Origin of the sequence: Buttiauxella sp. A111 (assembly GCF_014189855.1) — a bacterium.
GTDB classification, from domain to species: Bacteria; Pseudomonadota; Gammaproteobacteria; order Enterobacterales; family Enterobacteriaceae; genus Buttiauxella; species Buttiauxella selenatireducens.
The window spans coordinates 208,312-222,289 of the sequence record NZ_BJFN01000002.1 but is presented as its reverse complement, the minus strand read 5'-3'; the positions used below and the strand labels follow the sequence as shown (position 1 = coordinate 222,289).

General features: G+C 50.1%; 13 protein-coding genes and 1 pseudogene. 9 read left to right on the top strand and 5 right to left on the bottom strand.

Going from position 1 to position 13,978, the window contains the following annotated elements; genetic code table 11:
* Nucleotides 1-244: 244 nt before the first annotated feature.
* The 5 genes and pseudogenes from BSPA111_RS07185 to BSPA111_RS22645 form a co-directional block, all read right to left on the bottom strand.
* Entirely contained in the window at nucleotides 245-1,285 is a 1,041-nt protein-coding gene (locus BSPA111_RS07185) for an NADP(H)-dependent aldo-keto reductase (protein WP_183270487.1), read from the bottom strand.
* A 144-nt stretch (nucleotides 1,286-1,429) separates the two neighbouring features.
* Nucleotides 1,430-1,648, bottom strand: a complete 219-nt coding sequence (locus tag BSPA111_RS07180; RefSeq protein ID WP_064543789.1) for a YgdI/YgdR family lipoprotein — start codon at nucleotides 1,646-1,648, stop codon at nucleotides 1,430-1,432.
* Between the two features lie 126 nt (nucleotides 1,649-1,774).
* Nucleotides 1,775-2,488, bottom strand: a complete 714-nt coding sequence (locus BSPA111_RS07175) for a TerC family protein (protein WP_183270486.1) — start codon at nucleotides 2,486-2,488, stop codon at nucleotides 1,775-1,777.
* 75 nt (nucleotides 2,489-2,563) lie between these two features.
* The gene (gene mutH / locus BSPA111_RS07170; protein WP_183270485.1) at nucleotides 2,564-3,250 is read right to left on the bottom strand and encodes a DNA mismatch repair endonuclease MutH; all 687 of its coding nucleotides are present in this window, start codon (nucleotides 3,248-3,250) and stop codon (nucleotides 2,564-2,566) included.
* Between the two features lie 137 nt (nucleotides 3,251-3,387).
* Nucleotides 3,388-3,483, bottom strand: a pseudogene (locus BSPA111_RS22645) (hypothetical protein); the annotation flags it as partial.
* 454 nt (nucleotides 3,484-3,937) lie between these two features.
* Between BSPA111_RS22645 and rppH the strand changes: the two are divergent.
* From rppH to recC, 9 genes are all read left to right on the top strand, one after another.
* On the top strand, nucleotides 3,938-4,468 hold the full coding sequence (rppH, locus tag BSPA111_RS07160; RefSeq protein ID WP_034498067.1) for an RNA pyrophosphohydrolase: 531 nt from the start codon (nucleotides 3,938-3,940) through the stop codon (nucleotides 4,466-4,468).
* An 11-nt stretch (nucleotides 4,469-4,479) separates the two neighbouring features.
* Nucleotides 4,480-6,726, top strand: coding sequence for a phosphoenolpyruvate--protein phosphotransferase (gene ptsP / locus BSPA111_RS07155; RefSeq protein WP_183270483.1), 2,247 nt, complete (start codon nucleotides 4,480-4,482; stop codon nucleotides 6,724-6,726).
* Nucleotides 6,727-6,936: 210 nt separating this feature from the next.
* Nucleotides 6,937-7,812 (top strand): prolipoprotein diacylglyceryl transferase, encoded by an 876-nt coding sequence (gene lgt / locus BSPA111_RS07150; protein WP_183270482.1) that lies wholly within the window; start codon nucleotides 6,937-6,939, stop codon nucleotides 7,810-7,812.
* Between the two features lie 6 nt (nucleotides 7,813-7,818).
* Nucleotides 7,819-8,613, top strand: a complete 795-nt coding sequence (thyA, locus tag BSPA111_RS07145; protein WP_183270481.1) for a thymidylate synthase — start codon at nucleotides 7,819-7,821, stop codon at nucleotides 8,611-8,613.
* A 184-nt stretch (nucleotides 8,614-8,797) separates the two neighbouring features.
* Nucleotides 8,798-9,280: a prepilin peptidase-dependent protein gene (locus tag BSPA111_RS07140; protein WP_183270480.1), complete on the top strand. Its 483-nt coding sequence runs from the start codon at nucleotides 8,798-8,800 to the stop codon at nucleotides 9,278-9,280.
* Nucleotides 9,271-9,831 carry a prepilin peptidase-dependent protein gene (locus BSPA111_RS07135; protein ID WP_183270479.1) on the top strand — a complete coding sequence of 187 codons (561 nt, stop codon included), beginning with the start codon at nucleotides 9,271-9,273 and terminating at the stop codon, nucleotides 9,829-9,831. Before BSPA111_RS07140 ends, BSPA111_RS07135 begins: the two co-directional genes overlap by 10 nt.
* Nucleotides 9,828-10,262, top strand: coding sequence for a DUF2509 family protein (locus BSPA111_RS07130; protein ID WP_183270478.1), 435 nt, complete (start codon nucleotides 9,828-9,830; stop codon nucleotides 10,260-10,262). Before BSPA111_RS07135 ends, BSPA111_RS07130 begins: the two co-directional genes overlap by 4 nt.
* Nucleotides 10,244-10,585 carry a prepilin-type N-terminal cleavage/methylation domain-containing protein gene (locus BSPA111_RS07125; protein WP_183270477.1) on the top strand — a complete coding sequence of 114 codons (342 nt, stop codon included), beginning with the start codon at nucleotides 10,244-10,246 and terminating at the stop codon, nucleotides 10,583-10,585. Before BSPA111_RS07130 ends, BSPA111_RS07125 begins: the two co-directional genes overlap by 19 nt.
* Nucleotides 10,586-10,592: 7 nt before the next feature.
* Nucleotides 10,593-13,967, top strand: coding sequence for an exodeoxyribonuclease V subunit gamma (gene recC / locus BSPA111_RS07120; protein ID WP_183270476.1), 3,375 nt, complete (start codon nucleotides 10,593-10,595; stop codon nucleotides 13,965-13,967).
* The last annotated feature ends 11 nt before the right edge of the window (nucleotides 13,968-13,978 follow it).

Genomic DNA, 13,978 nt, shown 5'->3' with positions numbered 1-13,978 from the left:
TTCCGTTCACCCGAAGTCTTCCGTTATATGCAGTTACCGAACCGGTGAACGACTTAGGGTGGCCACCGTCGCCACCCTAAGAACCCGGACTCCCGGCAATTTAAAACCGGGCGCCGAGGTCGCCAGGAGGATGGCGTAATCCTCCTGGCACGTTCACCGTTAGCAACGGTTACAGAGATAGCCAAACGCACGGGTGAACGGAAAAACAGGGGAATGGCAGATCCCAGCGTTGTGGATTACCACATCATGGCGCTGGATAGGTATAAACCCGATTCACCGCTTCCAACTCCTCAATCACCTCTTCACTCAAGTCCAGATGCAGGCTCTCAAGGTTGGTTTTCAATTGCTCAAGCGTGGTGGCACCTAACAGCGTGCTGGCGACAAACGGTTGGCGGCGGACAAACGCCAGTGCCATTTGAGCCGGGTCGAGATTGTGTCGCTTCGCAACATCGACATAAGCGGCAACCGCTAGCTGCGTTTGCTCACCGCTGTAACGGGTGAAACGGCTGAATAGGGTATTGCGCGCACCAGCAGGTTTGGCTCCGTTGAGGTATTTACCCGTCAGAGTACCGAACCCCAGACAAGAATAGGCCAATAGCTCCACGCCTTCGCGCTGAGTAATCTCTGCCAGACCCACTTCAAAGCTACGGTTTACCAGACTGTACGGGTTCTGGATGGTAACGATACGCGGTAAATCATGCTTCTCTGCCAATTGCAGATAACGCATCACACCCCACGGAGTCTCGTTGGAAACACCGATGTAACGGATTTTCCCGGCGCGCTGAAACTCTGTGAGTGCTTCAAGTGTTTCAAGCAGCGTGACCGGCACTGCATTATCGGTCCACGTATAACCCAGTTTGCCAAAACAGTTAGTGGCGCGTTGCGGCCAGTGTACTTGATAGAGATCGATATAGTCGGTTTGCAGACGCTTCAAACTGGCATCCAGCGCATCACGAATATTTCTGCGATCCAGTATCTGATTCGGTCGAATGCCTGCGTCGTTATTGCGGCTCGGACCGCTGACTTTGGTGGCAATAATCAGCTTCTCGCGATTAGCGCGCTGTTTTAGCCAGTTGCCGACATAAGTTTCGGTGAGTCCTTGTGTCTCCGGGCGTGGCGGGACCGGATACATTTCAGCGACATCAATGAGGTTAACCCCCTGATGGACTGCGTAATCAAGCTGTGCATGTGCGTCGGCTTCGCTGTTTTGCTCACCAAACGTCATGGTTCCCAGCCCTAGCGTACTTATTTCAAGAGAGCTGTGGGGGATACGGTGATAGTGCATAGCCGCTTTCCTTATTATTCAGTCTGACGGTCAGGCATGCGCCCAACAAAAAATGGACTATAAACATGGCAGAGGGGAGACAAAAGCGGAAGAGGGGAAGTGAAGAAAAGTATTACAGGCCAGCCAGGCGCTGACCTTTATATTTTAACGCTCAATGATTTGTGAAACATCGTCGCGATTGATCTGCATCTCGTTGCCTTGCTGATCACGGTAGCTGACTAAGCCGGTGTCGTCATCGACTTTGGGTTTACCGTCAGTCAGGATCATACGACCATCTTTGGTTGCCATCACGTAATCGCTACTACAACCGGAAACCGCAAATGCCAGACCGACAGCGGAAATAAGAACAGCCCATTTTTTCATCGTTATTCGCCTCGAGTGGTATGGAGTGACATATACAGTCTAGTAATAACTAGATTTGATGATGATGATAAGCAGCAAATTCTTAAAAGAAACAGAGGGGAAGCGTGAATGCTTCCCCTGCGTGGGTTACAGCGGGTTCTTTTTGTTACGGATCAGGTTCAGTGTTTCTACGGCGATTGAGAAGAACATCGCAAAGTAGATGTAACCTTTCGGCACGTGAATATCGAAGCCTTCAAGAATCAAGGTAAAGCCGACCAGTAACAGGAATGACAACGCCAACATTTTCACCGACGGGTGACGCTCAACAAAATCACCAATCGATTTTGCCGCGAACATCATCACCAGCACGGCAATAACCACGGCTGCCATCATGATGAAAAGATGGTCGGACAGGCCGACAGCGGTAATCACCGAATCGAGGCTGAAAATAATATCCAGCAGCATGATTTGCACTATCGCGCCAAAGAAAGAGTGAACGTTGGTTTTTATGCTCTCTTCTTCCCCTTCGATGGATTCGTGGATCTCTTTGCTGGCCTTCCAGATTAAGAACAGACCGCCCAATGACAAAATGAGGTCTCGCGCAGAGAAATCATGGCCCATTATGCTAAACAGTGGGTGAATCAAATGCGTCATCCAGGCGATAGACGCCAGCAGCACCAGACGCATGATCATCGCGGCACCCAGACCCAGACGGCGCGCTTTGGCCTGTTGAGCTTTTGGCAGTTTCGCCACGACTAACGAGAGAAAAATGATATTGTCGATACCCAGAACGATTTCCAGAATCGTCAGGGTGCCCAGCGCCATCCACGCATTAGGATCGGTAATCCATGCAAACAACATTAAAAAATCCTGCCTGAAATTTATAAAACGCCAATTATAAACGCCAGCCCTGATCTGGGTGCAAGTTAAATGAATCTACAACGAGAAATGATTAGCCAGCAGAGCAGCCGTAAAATTCTTTTTCAGATAGAAACCGCGCGGCAACGTCAGAATTGGCGCGCCATCGGCACCAATCGCATCGGTTAACGCTTTGCTGTTGGCGGCTTTTGGACGCAACTGCAACACTTCCCCATGACGAGCAGTGATACGTTCGACCTGCCCAAGCACAATTAAATCCATCAATTCTTCCCAGTCCAAACGCAACTGCCGTTCCTCTTCTGCAGAAGGTGCCCACAGTAATGGTGAGCCAATATGCCTTTCAGCCAACGGAATTTGCCGCTCTCCTTCAACAGGGATCCACAGCACGCGTTTTAACTTGTGGCGCACATGGCTGGTTTCCCAAACCACACCAGTATTACCAGTGAGCGGGGCGACACAAACAAAGGTGGTTTCCAGTGGACGTCCCATTCTATCAACAGGGATTGTTTTTAACTCGATACCAAGTGCTGCGAAATCTTGCTCGGGTTTGCTTCCGGCACTGGCTCCTAACCACAATTCGAGTAAAACACCAATCCAACCTTTGTCGCGTTTGAGATCTTTGGGGATGGGTAAACTGGCAAGCGCCGCCAATTCGCCCAGCGTATAGCCTGCCAGTTTCTGGGCTTGAGCCAGTAAAATCTGTTCATTTTCTGGAGGGGTAAGTAAAGGACGAAGTGCTTCCATTGTGCCTGACTGCTAAGTGGTTAAAAAATGAACGTGGTTTACCCACAACATGGAAATAGTTTAGCGTGTCGGGGATAAGAATGGCAATGCACTGATTTTGAATCATTTTTATCGCTAAAAATGATCAATTTTGAATTGTGCAAAAACCTTTTCCCATTCTGGTCACTGGCAATGAACAGGATCTTACACCGGGTTATCCACAGAAAAATGGGATAACTGGTAAAAAAGCTCACTACTGGTTCGATTTACAGCCTTGACGGGGGGGTAAAACCCATTTTTTCACCAGTTTGTGACTAACTTGTTGGCACAATCTGTGGATAAAAACGTCATTGGTCGATCTTTCATCAGTGAAAGATCCTAGTATGTGATGATCATCACACTACTGAGCTGTGAACTAATTTTTAACTCACTATTGCTTTGAAATTATTGTGTATTTTTTTTATGAGTCGCGAGGCGATTTTGAAGTTATCCTAAGTTGTCCCGAGAGTATTAGGTAGTTCTTCACAGTTATATCCACAGAAAAAGTGAATAAACTCACCGCTCAAAACGGCCTAATGTTTATAACTCGGTCATATTTTGTGAGTTATTCAATTGTTATTCCTTTCTGGCAACCGTTACACAGTGGTTTACCGTCTAGCGCTTGTATGAAACAATCGCCCTAATCTAAGTTTGTTTTGAGGTAGTCCGGTGATCGATGATGATGGCTACCGCCCGAATGTTGGTATCGTAATCTGTAATCGGCAGGGTCAAGTGATGTGGGCCAGGCGTTTTGGTCAACATTCCTGGCAGTTTCCGCAAGGTGGCATCAATCCTGGCGAATCCCCGGAACAGGCAATGTACCGGGAGCTTTTCGAGGAAGTGGGTTTACAGCGAAAAGATGTCCGAATACTCGCCTCGACCCGAAACTGGTTACGTTACAAGTTACCTAAACGTTTGGTGCGTTGGGACACAAAGCCGGTTTGTATCGGCCAGAAACAAAAATGGTTTCTCTTGCAGTTGATCAGTAGCGATAACGATATCAATATGCAAACCAGCAGTACCCCAGAGTTTGATGGCTGGCGCTGGGTTAGCTATTGGTATCCGGTTCGTCAGGTTGTCTCCTTTAAACGCGATGTCTATCGTCGGGTGATGAAAGAGTTTGCAAGCGTCGTAATGCCGCTGCAGGAAGTTACGCCACCACGTAATAACGCGCCTGCTTGGCGACGTAAAAGAGGTTAAGTCACGCAAAAATGCTCACCCGTTTGCGAGAAATAGTCGAGAAGGTTGCCAGTGCTCCGCGCCTCAATGAGGCGCTGGATATTTTGGTTACAGATATCTGCCTTGCGATGGACACCGAGGTATGCTCGGTTTATCTCGCAGATCATGACCGGCGTTGCTTTTACCTGATGGCGACGCGCGGCCTTAAAAAGCCGCGTGGTCGCACAATCACACTCGCATTTGATGAAGGCATTGTCGGGTTGGTCGGCCGTCTTGCAGAACCGATAAACCTTGCTGATGCGCAAAAACATCCCAGCTTTAAATATGTCCCCGCAGTAAAAGAAGAACGATTTCGAGCCTTCCTTGGCGTACCCATCATCCAGCGACGTCAATTGCTGGGGGTGCTGGTGGTACAACAACGTGAGCACCGGCAATATGATGAAAGCGAGGAGTCCTTTCTCGTTACGCTCGCCACACAAATGGCAGCCATCCTCTCTCAATCACAGTTAGCCGCCTTATTTGGCCAATATCGCCAGACGCGTATCCGGGCATTGCCTGCATCGCCAGGCGTTGCGATTGCTGAAGGCTGGATGGACTCAACGCTCCCATTAATGGAGCAAGTGTCTGAAGCGTCGACACTGGATACCACGCTTGAGCGCGAGCGTCTTACCGCGGCACTTGAAGAAGCGTCTAACGAATTTCGACGTTACAGCAAACGTTTTGCGGCGGGGGCCCAGAAAGAAACTGCGGCTATCTTTGACCTCTATTCGCACCTGTTAACCGATGCCCGTCTTCGTCGAGAATTATTCGAAGAAGTTGATAAAGGCTCGGTTGCAGAATGGGCGGTTAAAAAAGTTATCGAAAAGTTTGCGGAGCAATTCGCAAGCCTGACTGACGGCTACTTAAAAGAACGCGCAGGCGATCTTCGTACCCTCGGTCAACGTCTGTTATTCCATCTCGATGACACCATCCAGAGCCCAAACACCTGGCCTGAACGCTTTGTGTTGGTGGCTGATGAGTTATCCGCGACGACCCTTGCTGAGTTACCGCAAAACCGCCTGGTTGGCGTAGTCGTGCGCGATGGTGCGGCGAACTCGCACGCGGCGATCATGGTGCGTGCGTTGGGCATCCCAACGGTCATGGGGGCGGATATCCAGCCTTCGGTGCTGCATCGCCGAACTTTAGTTGTGGATGGTTACCGCGGCGAATTGCTGGTTGACCCGGAAACGGTACTGTTGCAGGAATACCAGCGGCTCATTACCGAAGAGAACGAACTTAGCCGATTGGTTGAGGACGACGTTGATAGCCCCGCTGCGCTAAAAAGCGGTGAGCGTGTGCAGGTGATGCTGAATGCTGGTCTGAGTCCCGAGCATGAACAACTGCTTGGCAGCCGCATTGATGGCATTGGTTTATATCGCACCGAAATCCCATTCATGCTGCAAAGTGGTTTCCCGTCGGAAGAAGAGCAGGTCGCCCAGTATCAGGGCATGTTGCAGATGTTTAACGACAAACCCGTTACGCTGCGAACACTGGATGTTGGCGCGGATAAACAACTGCCCTACATGCCAATCAGCGAGGAAAACCCGTGTCTTGGCTGGCGAGGGATCCGTATCACGCTTGACCAACCTGAGATTTTCCTGGTGCAGGTGCGTGCCATGCTGCGTGCCAATGCTGCCACTGGCAACCTGAGCATTCTGCTGCCGATGATAACCAGCATCGACGAGATTGACGAAGCTCGTAGACTGATAGACCGCGCCGGGCGCGAAGTAGAAGAAGTGCTGGGCTACGAGTTACCCAAACTACGTATTGGCATCATGGTTGAAGTCCCGTCGATGGTGTTCATGCTTGGGCATCTTGCCAGCCGCGTTGATTTCATCTCTGTCGGCACTAACGACCTAACGCAGTATTTACTGGCTGTCGATCGTAACAACACTCGCGTAGCTAGCCTCTATGACAGCCTGCACCCGGCGATGCTGCGTGCATTGAATCATATTGCTAAAGAAGCTGAACGTAACGGCATCGATTTGTGCCTTTGCGGTGAAATGGCAGGCGACCCGATGTGTGTTGCTCTGCTGGTTGGCATGGGCTATCGCCATTTGTCGATGAATGGTCGTTCAGTGGCGCGTGTTAAATATTTGCTGCGACACATTAGTCTGGAAGAGGTGCAATTACTGGCACAGCGCAGCCTTGAGGCTCAGCTTGCGACAGAAGTACGCCATCAAGTTGCATCCTTCATGGAGCGTCGTGGCATGGGTGGTTTGATTCGCGGCGGGCGCTAAGGCGCTCGTTGTTCCCTCATATTTTCCAGTTTATAAACACCCCTGCGACTTGAAGGATGACGGGGATATTACATATCTTTTACAACATCGCCGACTCTACCCCGACGCCCTTTATGCTATGATCCGCTGCTTTCGGAGCGCATCTGCACAGATGCGTATTTGCAACCCATCGTCGACTTTCGGTGGGGTAACAACGGTTTGTGGTGACAGATGAATAGTGGCTATCTGCATTTCCCTGAATTTGACCCGGTGATTTTTTCCATTGGGCCAGTCTCTTTGCACTGGTACGGAGTGATGTACCTGGTCGGCTTCGTGTTTGCCATGTGGCTTGCGGGTCGTCGTGCCAAGAAACCAGGCAGCGGTTGGACGAAAGACGAAGTCGAAAACCTGCTGTACGCCGGCTTCCTGGGGGTATTCCTTGGAGGGCGTCTTGGTTATGTATTCTTCTACAACCTGCCTTCTTTCCTTGCCGATCCACTGTACCTGTTTAAAGTTTGGGATGGCGGTATGTCCTTCCATGGTGGGTTGGTCGGCGTTATTTGTGTGATGATCTGGTTCGCACGTCGAACTCATCGCTCCTTCTTCCAGGTATCGGATTTCATTGCGCCACTGATTCCATTTGGCTTGGGTGCTGGTCGTCTTGGTAATTTTATCAATGGCGAGTTGTGGGGGCGCGTTGATCCTGGCTTCCATTGGGCAATGCTGTTCCCTGGTTCGCGCAGCGAAGATATCGGCCTGCTGGCGACGCATCCTGAATGGCAGTCCTTGTTTAACACCTACGGTGTTTTGCCGCGCCATCCTTCTCAGCTTTACGAAATGGTTCTGGAAGGCATCGTACTGTTCATTATCCTGAACCTGTATATTCGTAAGCCACGTCCGATGGGGGCTGTTTCCGGCCTGTTCCTGATTGGCTACGGTGCTTTCCGTATCATTGTCGAATTCTTCCGCCAGCCAGATGCTCAGTTTACCGGTGAGTGGGTACAGTACATCAGCATGGGGCAAATCCTCTCGATTCCGATGATTGTGGCCGGTGTGATTATGATGGTTTGGGCGTATCGTCGTCGTCCACAGCAACAGCTTTCGTGAGGAAACATGCAACAATATCTTGATTTGATGAAACATGTGCTGGAAAACGGTACACCAAAAGATGACCGTACGGGTACAGGTACGCTGTCGATTTTCGGTCATCAAATGCGCTTTAATTTGCAAGATGGTTTCCCTCTGGTTACCACTAAACGCTGCCATTTACGCTCCATCATTCATGAACTGCTGTGGTTCCTGAAAGGGGATACCAACGTCGCATATCTGCACGAAAACAACGTCTCAATTTGGGACGAATGGGCAGATGAAAATGGCGATCTTGGCCCCGTTTATGGCAAACAGTGGCGCTCCTGGGCAACCCCTGATGGCCGCTACATTGACCAGTTAACCACTGTCATTAACCAGTTAAAAAACGACCCAGATTCTCGCCGCATCATTGTTTCGGCGTGGAATGTGGGTGAGCTGGATAAAATGGCGTTGGCTCCATGCCATGCGTTTTTCCAGTTCTACGTGGCTGACGGCAAGCTTTCTTGCCAGCTTTACCAGCGTTCATGCGACATCTTCCTTGGCCTGCCATTTAATATTGCCAGCTACGCATTACTGGTACATATGATGGCGCAGCAATGCGATTTGGAAGTGGGTGATTTTGTCTGGACAGGTGGCGATACCCATTTGTACAGCAACCACCTCGAGCAAACGCGTTTGCAGTTAACGCGTGAACCCCGCGCTCTGCCAAAACTGGTAATCAAACGCAAACCTGAGTCTCTGTTTGACTATCGTTTCGACGATTTCGAAATTGAAGGCTACGATCCTCATCCTGCGATCAAAGCTCCTGTCGCTATCTAACGGGTGACAGCCTGCCATAACCGGTGCCACTTGTGCGCCGGTTTTTTTTGCCCCAATTATGGTATTGCGAGCCTCCTTCCAGCACTTCTGAAACGTACAGCAACAGCAAAAATTTCCTTCGAGACATCCTCAGAATCCAATCATCTTCAGTAGCGAAGAATTGAGTGACTGGCACACTGCTGCCATGAAAACAAAACAGTCTGGATTTAGCTTAATAGAAATGATGGTGGTGATGGTTATTGTCGCAACGCTTAGCACAGGCGGGGTGTACGGCTGGCAACAATGGCAACAATGGCAGCAACAGCAGCGAATGTGGATAACCACCCAGCATATTCGTCATTTGCTCGAACAGCTACGCAGCGATGCCAATTGGAATAATCGCGACCATTTGCTTACGGTGAATCGCCCAGGGAAAAGCTGGTGCCTATCCAGCAAGCTAATTGAAGCTACCCAATGTTTATCTGAAGGGCGCTGGAGGTTAATTCAACCTTTTACAGATGTCGATATTAGCGAGGTAACGGCGGGGCTTGGATTTTATGGCCTGAGAAATACCGCCTGGCCAGGTCACATCACGTTGCAAAGCGCGGCAGGAAAATGGCGTGTGGTGCTGTCGGCTCAAGGACGCATTCGAGTTTGTGAGGTTGTCGGGAGTAACAAATGCAGCTAAATCAGCAGGGGTTTACTTTACTTGAAACGCTCATTGCGATGGCATTAAGTAGCATTGTTCTGCTTGGGGCTGGCCGATTATTTCCGGTACTTCAACGCGCTGTATTGCAGCAGTACCAGAAAGAAACCGTGCAAGAGTCGCTATGGCAATTAGCATTCAGTTTGGGAAAGCAGCTGCAGCGGGCAGGCTATTGCCACGGAAACTGCTCAGGGCAGGGACTGGTATTGAGCAAAGGAGGGGAATGCGTGTTGTCGCAATGGGATAGCAATAGCAACGGACGCTGGGAACCAGGCAGCCATGCACAAGCAGAGCAGACAGGCTTTCGACTGAACGGTACCGATCTGGAAACACTACGTGGGGCGACCCATTGCGAAGGCGGTGGTTGGGATAAATTATCCGATCCTGCGACGCTGGTCATACAGCGATTTACAGTCACCCGCTTGGCTCGACATGCCATGTCGCCCTTGTTGGTTATCGAACTTGCAGGGGCCTCGAAAAGTGGTCAAAACCCAGTGTCACTTCGCCACACAGTAGTGGGATATAACCTGTGAGCAGGCAATTAGAGCGGGGGAATATCACCCTTGGATTTGTACTACTGCTATTTGCTCTGGGGATCTTAATGCTCGGCGGATTACAGCAGCAGTTAAGCCACCAACGGTTTCTGGTCGCCAGTGAAGTCGATTTCCTTAAACAATATGCCAGTGCAGTTTCAGCTCAAGCTTGGGGAGGCCAGTTATCGTGGCAATCACAGCAATCCTGGCAGTGCCAGCAGCACACTGGAAAAGGCTGGAAAAGTTGTGTGCGAGTGGTGGAGAAAAATGAAGCTGTTATGGCGGCGTTCGGTATGGTATCAGGACAAAAAATGCCGCTGATTCTTTGGGAATGGGGAACACTGGTTAACTCACAATGGTCATCAACACCACATGGCTGGTTGGATTTCTGCCCTTTTTCTGAGGCGACACGATGCCAACTCCCCCAATAAAATCATTGCAGCGTGGATTCAGCTTGGTTGAAGTGCTTTGTGCCATGGCCTTGTTCTCGGTAGTGATGTTGGCTTTACTTGGCTATCACCGGGTTTTACAGCAAGGTTTTCAGTCTCAGTGGCAATTCCGGCAACTTTGGAGGCTGGCGCTGGAAATGAGTGAGCCAGAATCCCCTTTACCGGCTGATGAATGGAAAGTCAGTCGGCAGCAGACATCGGCGGCTGGATGTGTCAGCATCGATGTTACGATTAAGAGCCCGGCAGGGCGAACTGGGCAGCTGTCACGGTTACATTGCCTGCAGAAAGAGAAAAGTCAGGAGTAGCGATTCTATGTTGCGTGTTTACCATTCCAACCAGCTGGATGTGCTGGAAGCAATTATGGAATTTATTGTAGAACAGCAACCATTGCCGGACCCTTTTGAGCCCGAAGTGATATTGGTACAAAGTACCGGCATGGCGCAATGGCTACAAATGACGCTGGCGCAAAAATTCGGTATCGCGGCCAACATCAGCTTCCCCCTTCCGGCGAGCTTTATATGGGATATGTTTGTCCGCGTGTTGCCGAATATCCCAGAGCAAAGTGCGTTCAATAAACAAAGCATGAGCTGGAAGTTAATGACGCTCATCCCGACCATGTTTGAACAGCCTGAGTTTGCACTGCTCAAGCAATATCTTGAAGACGATGAAAATGGCCGAAAACTTTCTCAACTAGCCTCAAGAATTGCTGACCTTTATGACCAATATTTAGTCTATCGTCCAGATTGGCTAAGTCAGTGGGAAAAGGGAGAGCTTGTCGACAATGTGGGCGAAGCTCAATTGTGGCAGGCTCCGCTATGGGCGGCACTGGTTCGCCATACGCAAGAACTTGGTCAGCCAGAATGGCACCGCGCAAATCTCTATCAGCGTTTCATTAAAGCCCTAGAATCTACCTCTGAATGTCCGCCAGGTTTACCGCCCCGCGTCTTTATATGTGGGATTTCAGCGTTACCACCGGTTTACCTTCAGGCGCTGCAAGCTCTGGGTAAACACATTGATGTGCATTTACTGTTTACGAACCCTTGCCGTTACTACTGGGGCGATATTAAAGATCCGTCTTATCTTGCCCGGTTAATCAGTCGCCGCCGACGCAAACATACTCAGGAAGACATTACGCTTCCGCTATTTAAAGACAGCAATACCGCTTCTTCACTATTCAACGACGACGGTGAGCAAGATATTGGCAACCCTTTGTTGGCATCGTGGGGGAAATTAGGGCGTGATTACACGTACTTGTTGGCCGAGCTGCAACAATTCGAAGAAATTGATGTTTTCGTTGATATCGAGCCCAATAATTTACTGCGCAATTTGCAGTACGATTTGCTTGAGTTACAAAACAATGCGGTCACGGGGCTTACCCTAGAAGAGTTTGAGCACAGCCATAATAAACGCGTCTTTTCACCGGAAGATTATTCTGTCACCTTCCATGAGTGTCATAGCCCTCAACGCGAAGTAGAAGTACTGCATGATCAATTGTTGGCTATGTTGGATGCTGACCCAACACTTACGCCGCGTGACATCATCGTGATGGTGGCAGATATCGACAGTTACAGCCCGTTTATCCAGGCTGTATTCGGTAATGCTGTAGGTGAACGGCGGTTGCCGTTTGCGATTTCTGACCGGCGAGCGAGACAAGCTCACCCAGCGTTACAAGCATTTATCTCCTTACTTTCACTACCTGATAGCCGTTTTGCCGCGCAGGATGTCCTTGCTTTACTTGAAGTTCCCGCACTGGCTGCGCGTTTCTCAATTAATGAAGAAGGGCTGCGCTACCTACGCCAGTGGGTGAATGAATCGGGGATCCGGTGGGGGATTGACGACGACAACGTACGTGAATGGGATCTTCCGGCTACCGGGCAGCACACCTGGCGCTTTGGTTTAACTCGCATGTTGTTGGGCTATGCAATGGATAGCCAGGCAGGAGAGTGGCAGTCGATCCTTCCTTATGATGAATCGAGCGGCTTAATTGCTGAACTCGTAGGGCAACTTGCCGAGCTGTTAATGCAGTTGAACAATTGGCGTCGCGAGCTCTCGGTGGCGCGCCCATTGGCGGAATGGACGACTGTTTGCCGTGAAATGCTAGCGAGCTTCTTCCTTCCAGATACGGAAACGGAAGGCGCGTTGGCGCTGATTGAACAACAGTGGCAGGACATCATCAAATATGGCCTTGAGTCGCGTTATCAAGAGAACATCTCCTTAATTTTATTGCGTGAGGAGCTGGCACAGCGGTTAGATCAAGAGCGCATTAGCCAGCGTTTCTTGGCAGGGCCGATCAACTTCTGCACCCTGATGCCGATGCGTTCAATTCCGTTCAAAGTGGTCTGTTTGCTTGGCATGAATGATGGCGTTTACCCACGCGCATTGGCACCGCTTGGGTTTGATCTAATGAGTCAGAAACCTCAGCGAGGTGATCGTAGCCGTCGCGATGACGATCGATACTTGTTCCTTGAAGCGCTTAACTCAGCACAAATGCGCTTCTATATCAGTTATATCGGGCGTTCTATTCAGGACAACAGCCAGCGCTATCCTTCTGTATTGGTTGACGAACTCCTGGACTACATCGCACAAAGCCATTGTTTGCCGCAGGACTCAGAACAAACCTGTGATGTTAGCAACGAGCGTGTGAAAAAATATTTGGTTCAGCAGCATTACCGTACCCCGTTTGAGTCGGGGAATTTTATCCCCGGCGTAACGGCACAAAGCTATGCCAGGGAATGGTTGCCCGCCGCAAGCGAGCAAGGCAATCCGCAGGTTCCGTTTATTCAACCCTTGCAGGAAGATGCTGATGACGTCATCACGTTGGATCAATTGCAACGTTTCTGGCGGCATCCTGTTCGCGCCTTTTTCCAGATGCGTTTGGGCATCAATTTCCGACTTGAAGAAACCGATCTCCCGGATGCGGAACCTTTCACATTAGATAGCCTTGAACGTTTCCAGATGAATCAGGAATTGCTGAATACCCTGGTTCAGGAAGGTGACACGCAGCAGCTATTCCGCCGTTATCGGGCGGCGGGGATCTTGCCGTACGGCGCTTTTGGGGAAATTTTATGGGAAAGCCAGCTCACAGAGATGGAAGAGCTGGCGAAAAAAGTGAGAGCCGAGCGACAGAATGGCAATAGCCTGGAAGTGTCGTTGCAAATCGATGGAACAAGTCTGGAAGGATGGCTGTCGGATGTACAGGAAGATGGTCTGCTGCGCTGGCGGCCTTCCATTCTCAATCCTGCACATGGTTTGCAATTGTGGATTGAACATGTGGTTTGGTGTGCGATGGGAGGAAGAGGTGAAAGCCGTCTGTACGGGCGGGATTCGACCGAATGGAAATTCCCTTCCCTCGATCTCGAGCAGGCAAAAAACTATCTCCAGCAACTTATTGATGGTTATCGCAAAGGATTAGTACAACCCCTTCTCCTCCTCCCAATAAGTGGTGGGGCGTGGATAAAAGCCTGTTACGAACCGGCGAATGATGCCATTTTATGGGATGAGCAAATGCAGCAGAAAGCCAAAAGCAAGTTATTGGCAGCCTGGGAAGGGAATCAGAGAGTGGAAGGTGAAGGGGCTGATATGTGGCTACAACGCCTGTATCGAACGCTGGATCCGGATTACTACGATGCCATCATCACCGAGGCTGAGCGTTACTTGCTGCCTTTGTTTCGTTTCAACAAAGCTTAAAAAGTTGTATA

Coding starts and splice junctions, on each gene's coding strand:
- BSPA111_RS07185 (WP_183270487.1), bottom strand. CDS start 1,285: ATGCACTATCACCGTATCCCCCACAGCTCTCTTGAAATAAGTACGCTA.
- BSPA111_RS07180 (WP_064543789.1), bottom strand. CDS start 1,648: ATGAAAAAATGGGCTGTTCTTATTTCCGCTGTCGGTCTGGCATTTGCG.
- BSPA111_RS07175 (WP_183270486.1), bottom strand. CDS start 2,488: ATGTTGTTTGCATGGATTACCGATCCTAATGCGTGGATGGCGCTGGGC.
- mutH (WP_183270485.1), bottom strand. CDS start 3,250: ATGGAAGCACTTCGTCCTTTACTTACCCCTCCAGAAAATGAACAGATT.
- ptsP (WP_183270483.1), top strand. CDS start 4,480: ATGCTCACCCGTTTGCGAGAAATAGTCGAGAAGGTTGCCAGTGCTCCG.
- lgt (WP_183270482.1), top strand. CDS start 6,937: ATGAATAGTGGCTATCTGCATTTCCCTGAATTTGACCCGGTGATTTTT.
- thyA (WP_183270481.1), top strand. CDS start 7,819: ATGCAACAATATCTTGATTTGATGAAACATGTGCTGGAAAACGGTACA.
- BSPA111_RS07140 (WP_183270480.1), top strand. CDS start 8,798: ATGAAAACAAAACAGTCTGGATTTAGCTTAATAGAAATGATGGTGGTG.
- BSPA111_RS07135 (WP_183270479.1), top strand. CDS start 9,271: ATGCAGCTAAATCAGCAGGGGTTTACTTTACTTGAAACGCTCATTGCG.
- BSPA111_RS07125 (WP_183270477.1), top strand. CDS start 10,244: ATGCCAACTCCCCCAATAAAATCATTGCAGCGTGGATTCAGCTTGGTT.
- recC (WP_183270476.1), top strand. CDS start 10,593: ATGTTGCGTGTTTACCATTCCAACCAGCTGGATGTGCTGGAAGCAATT.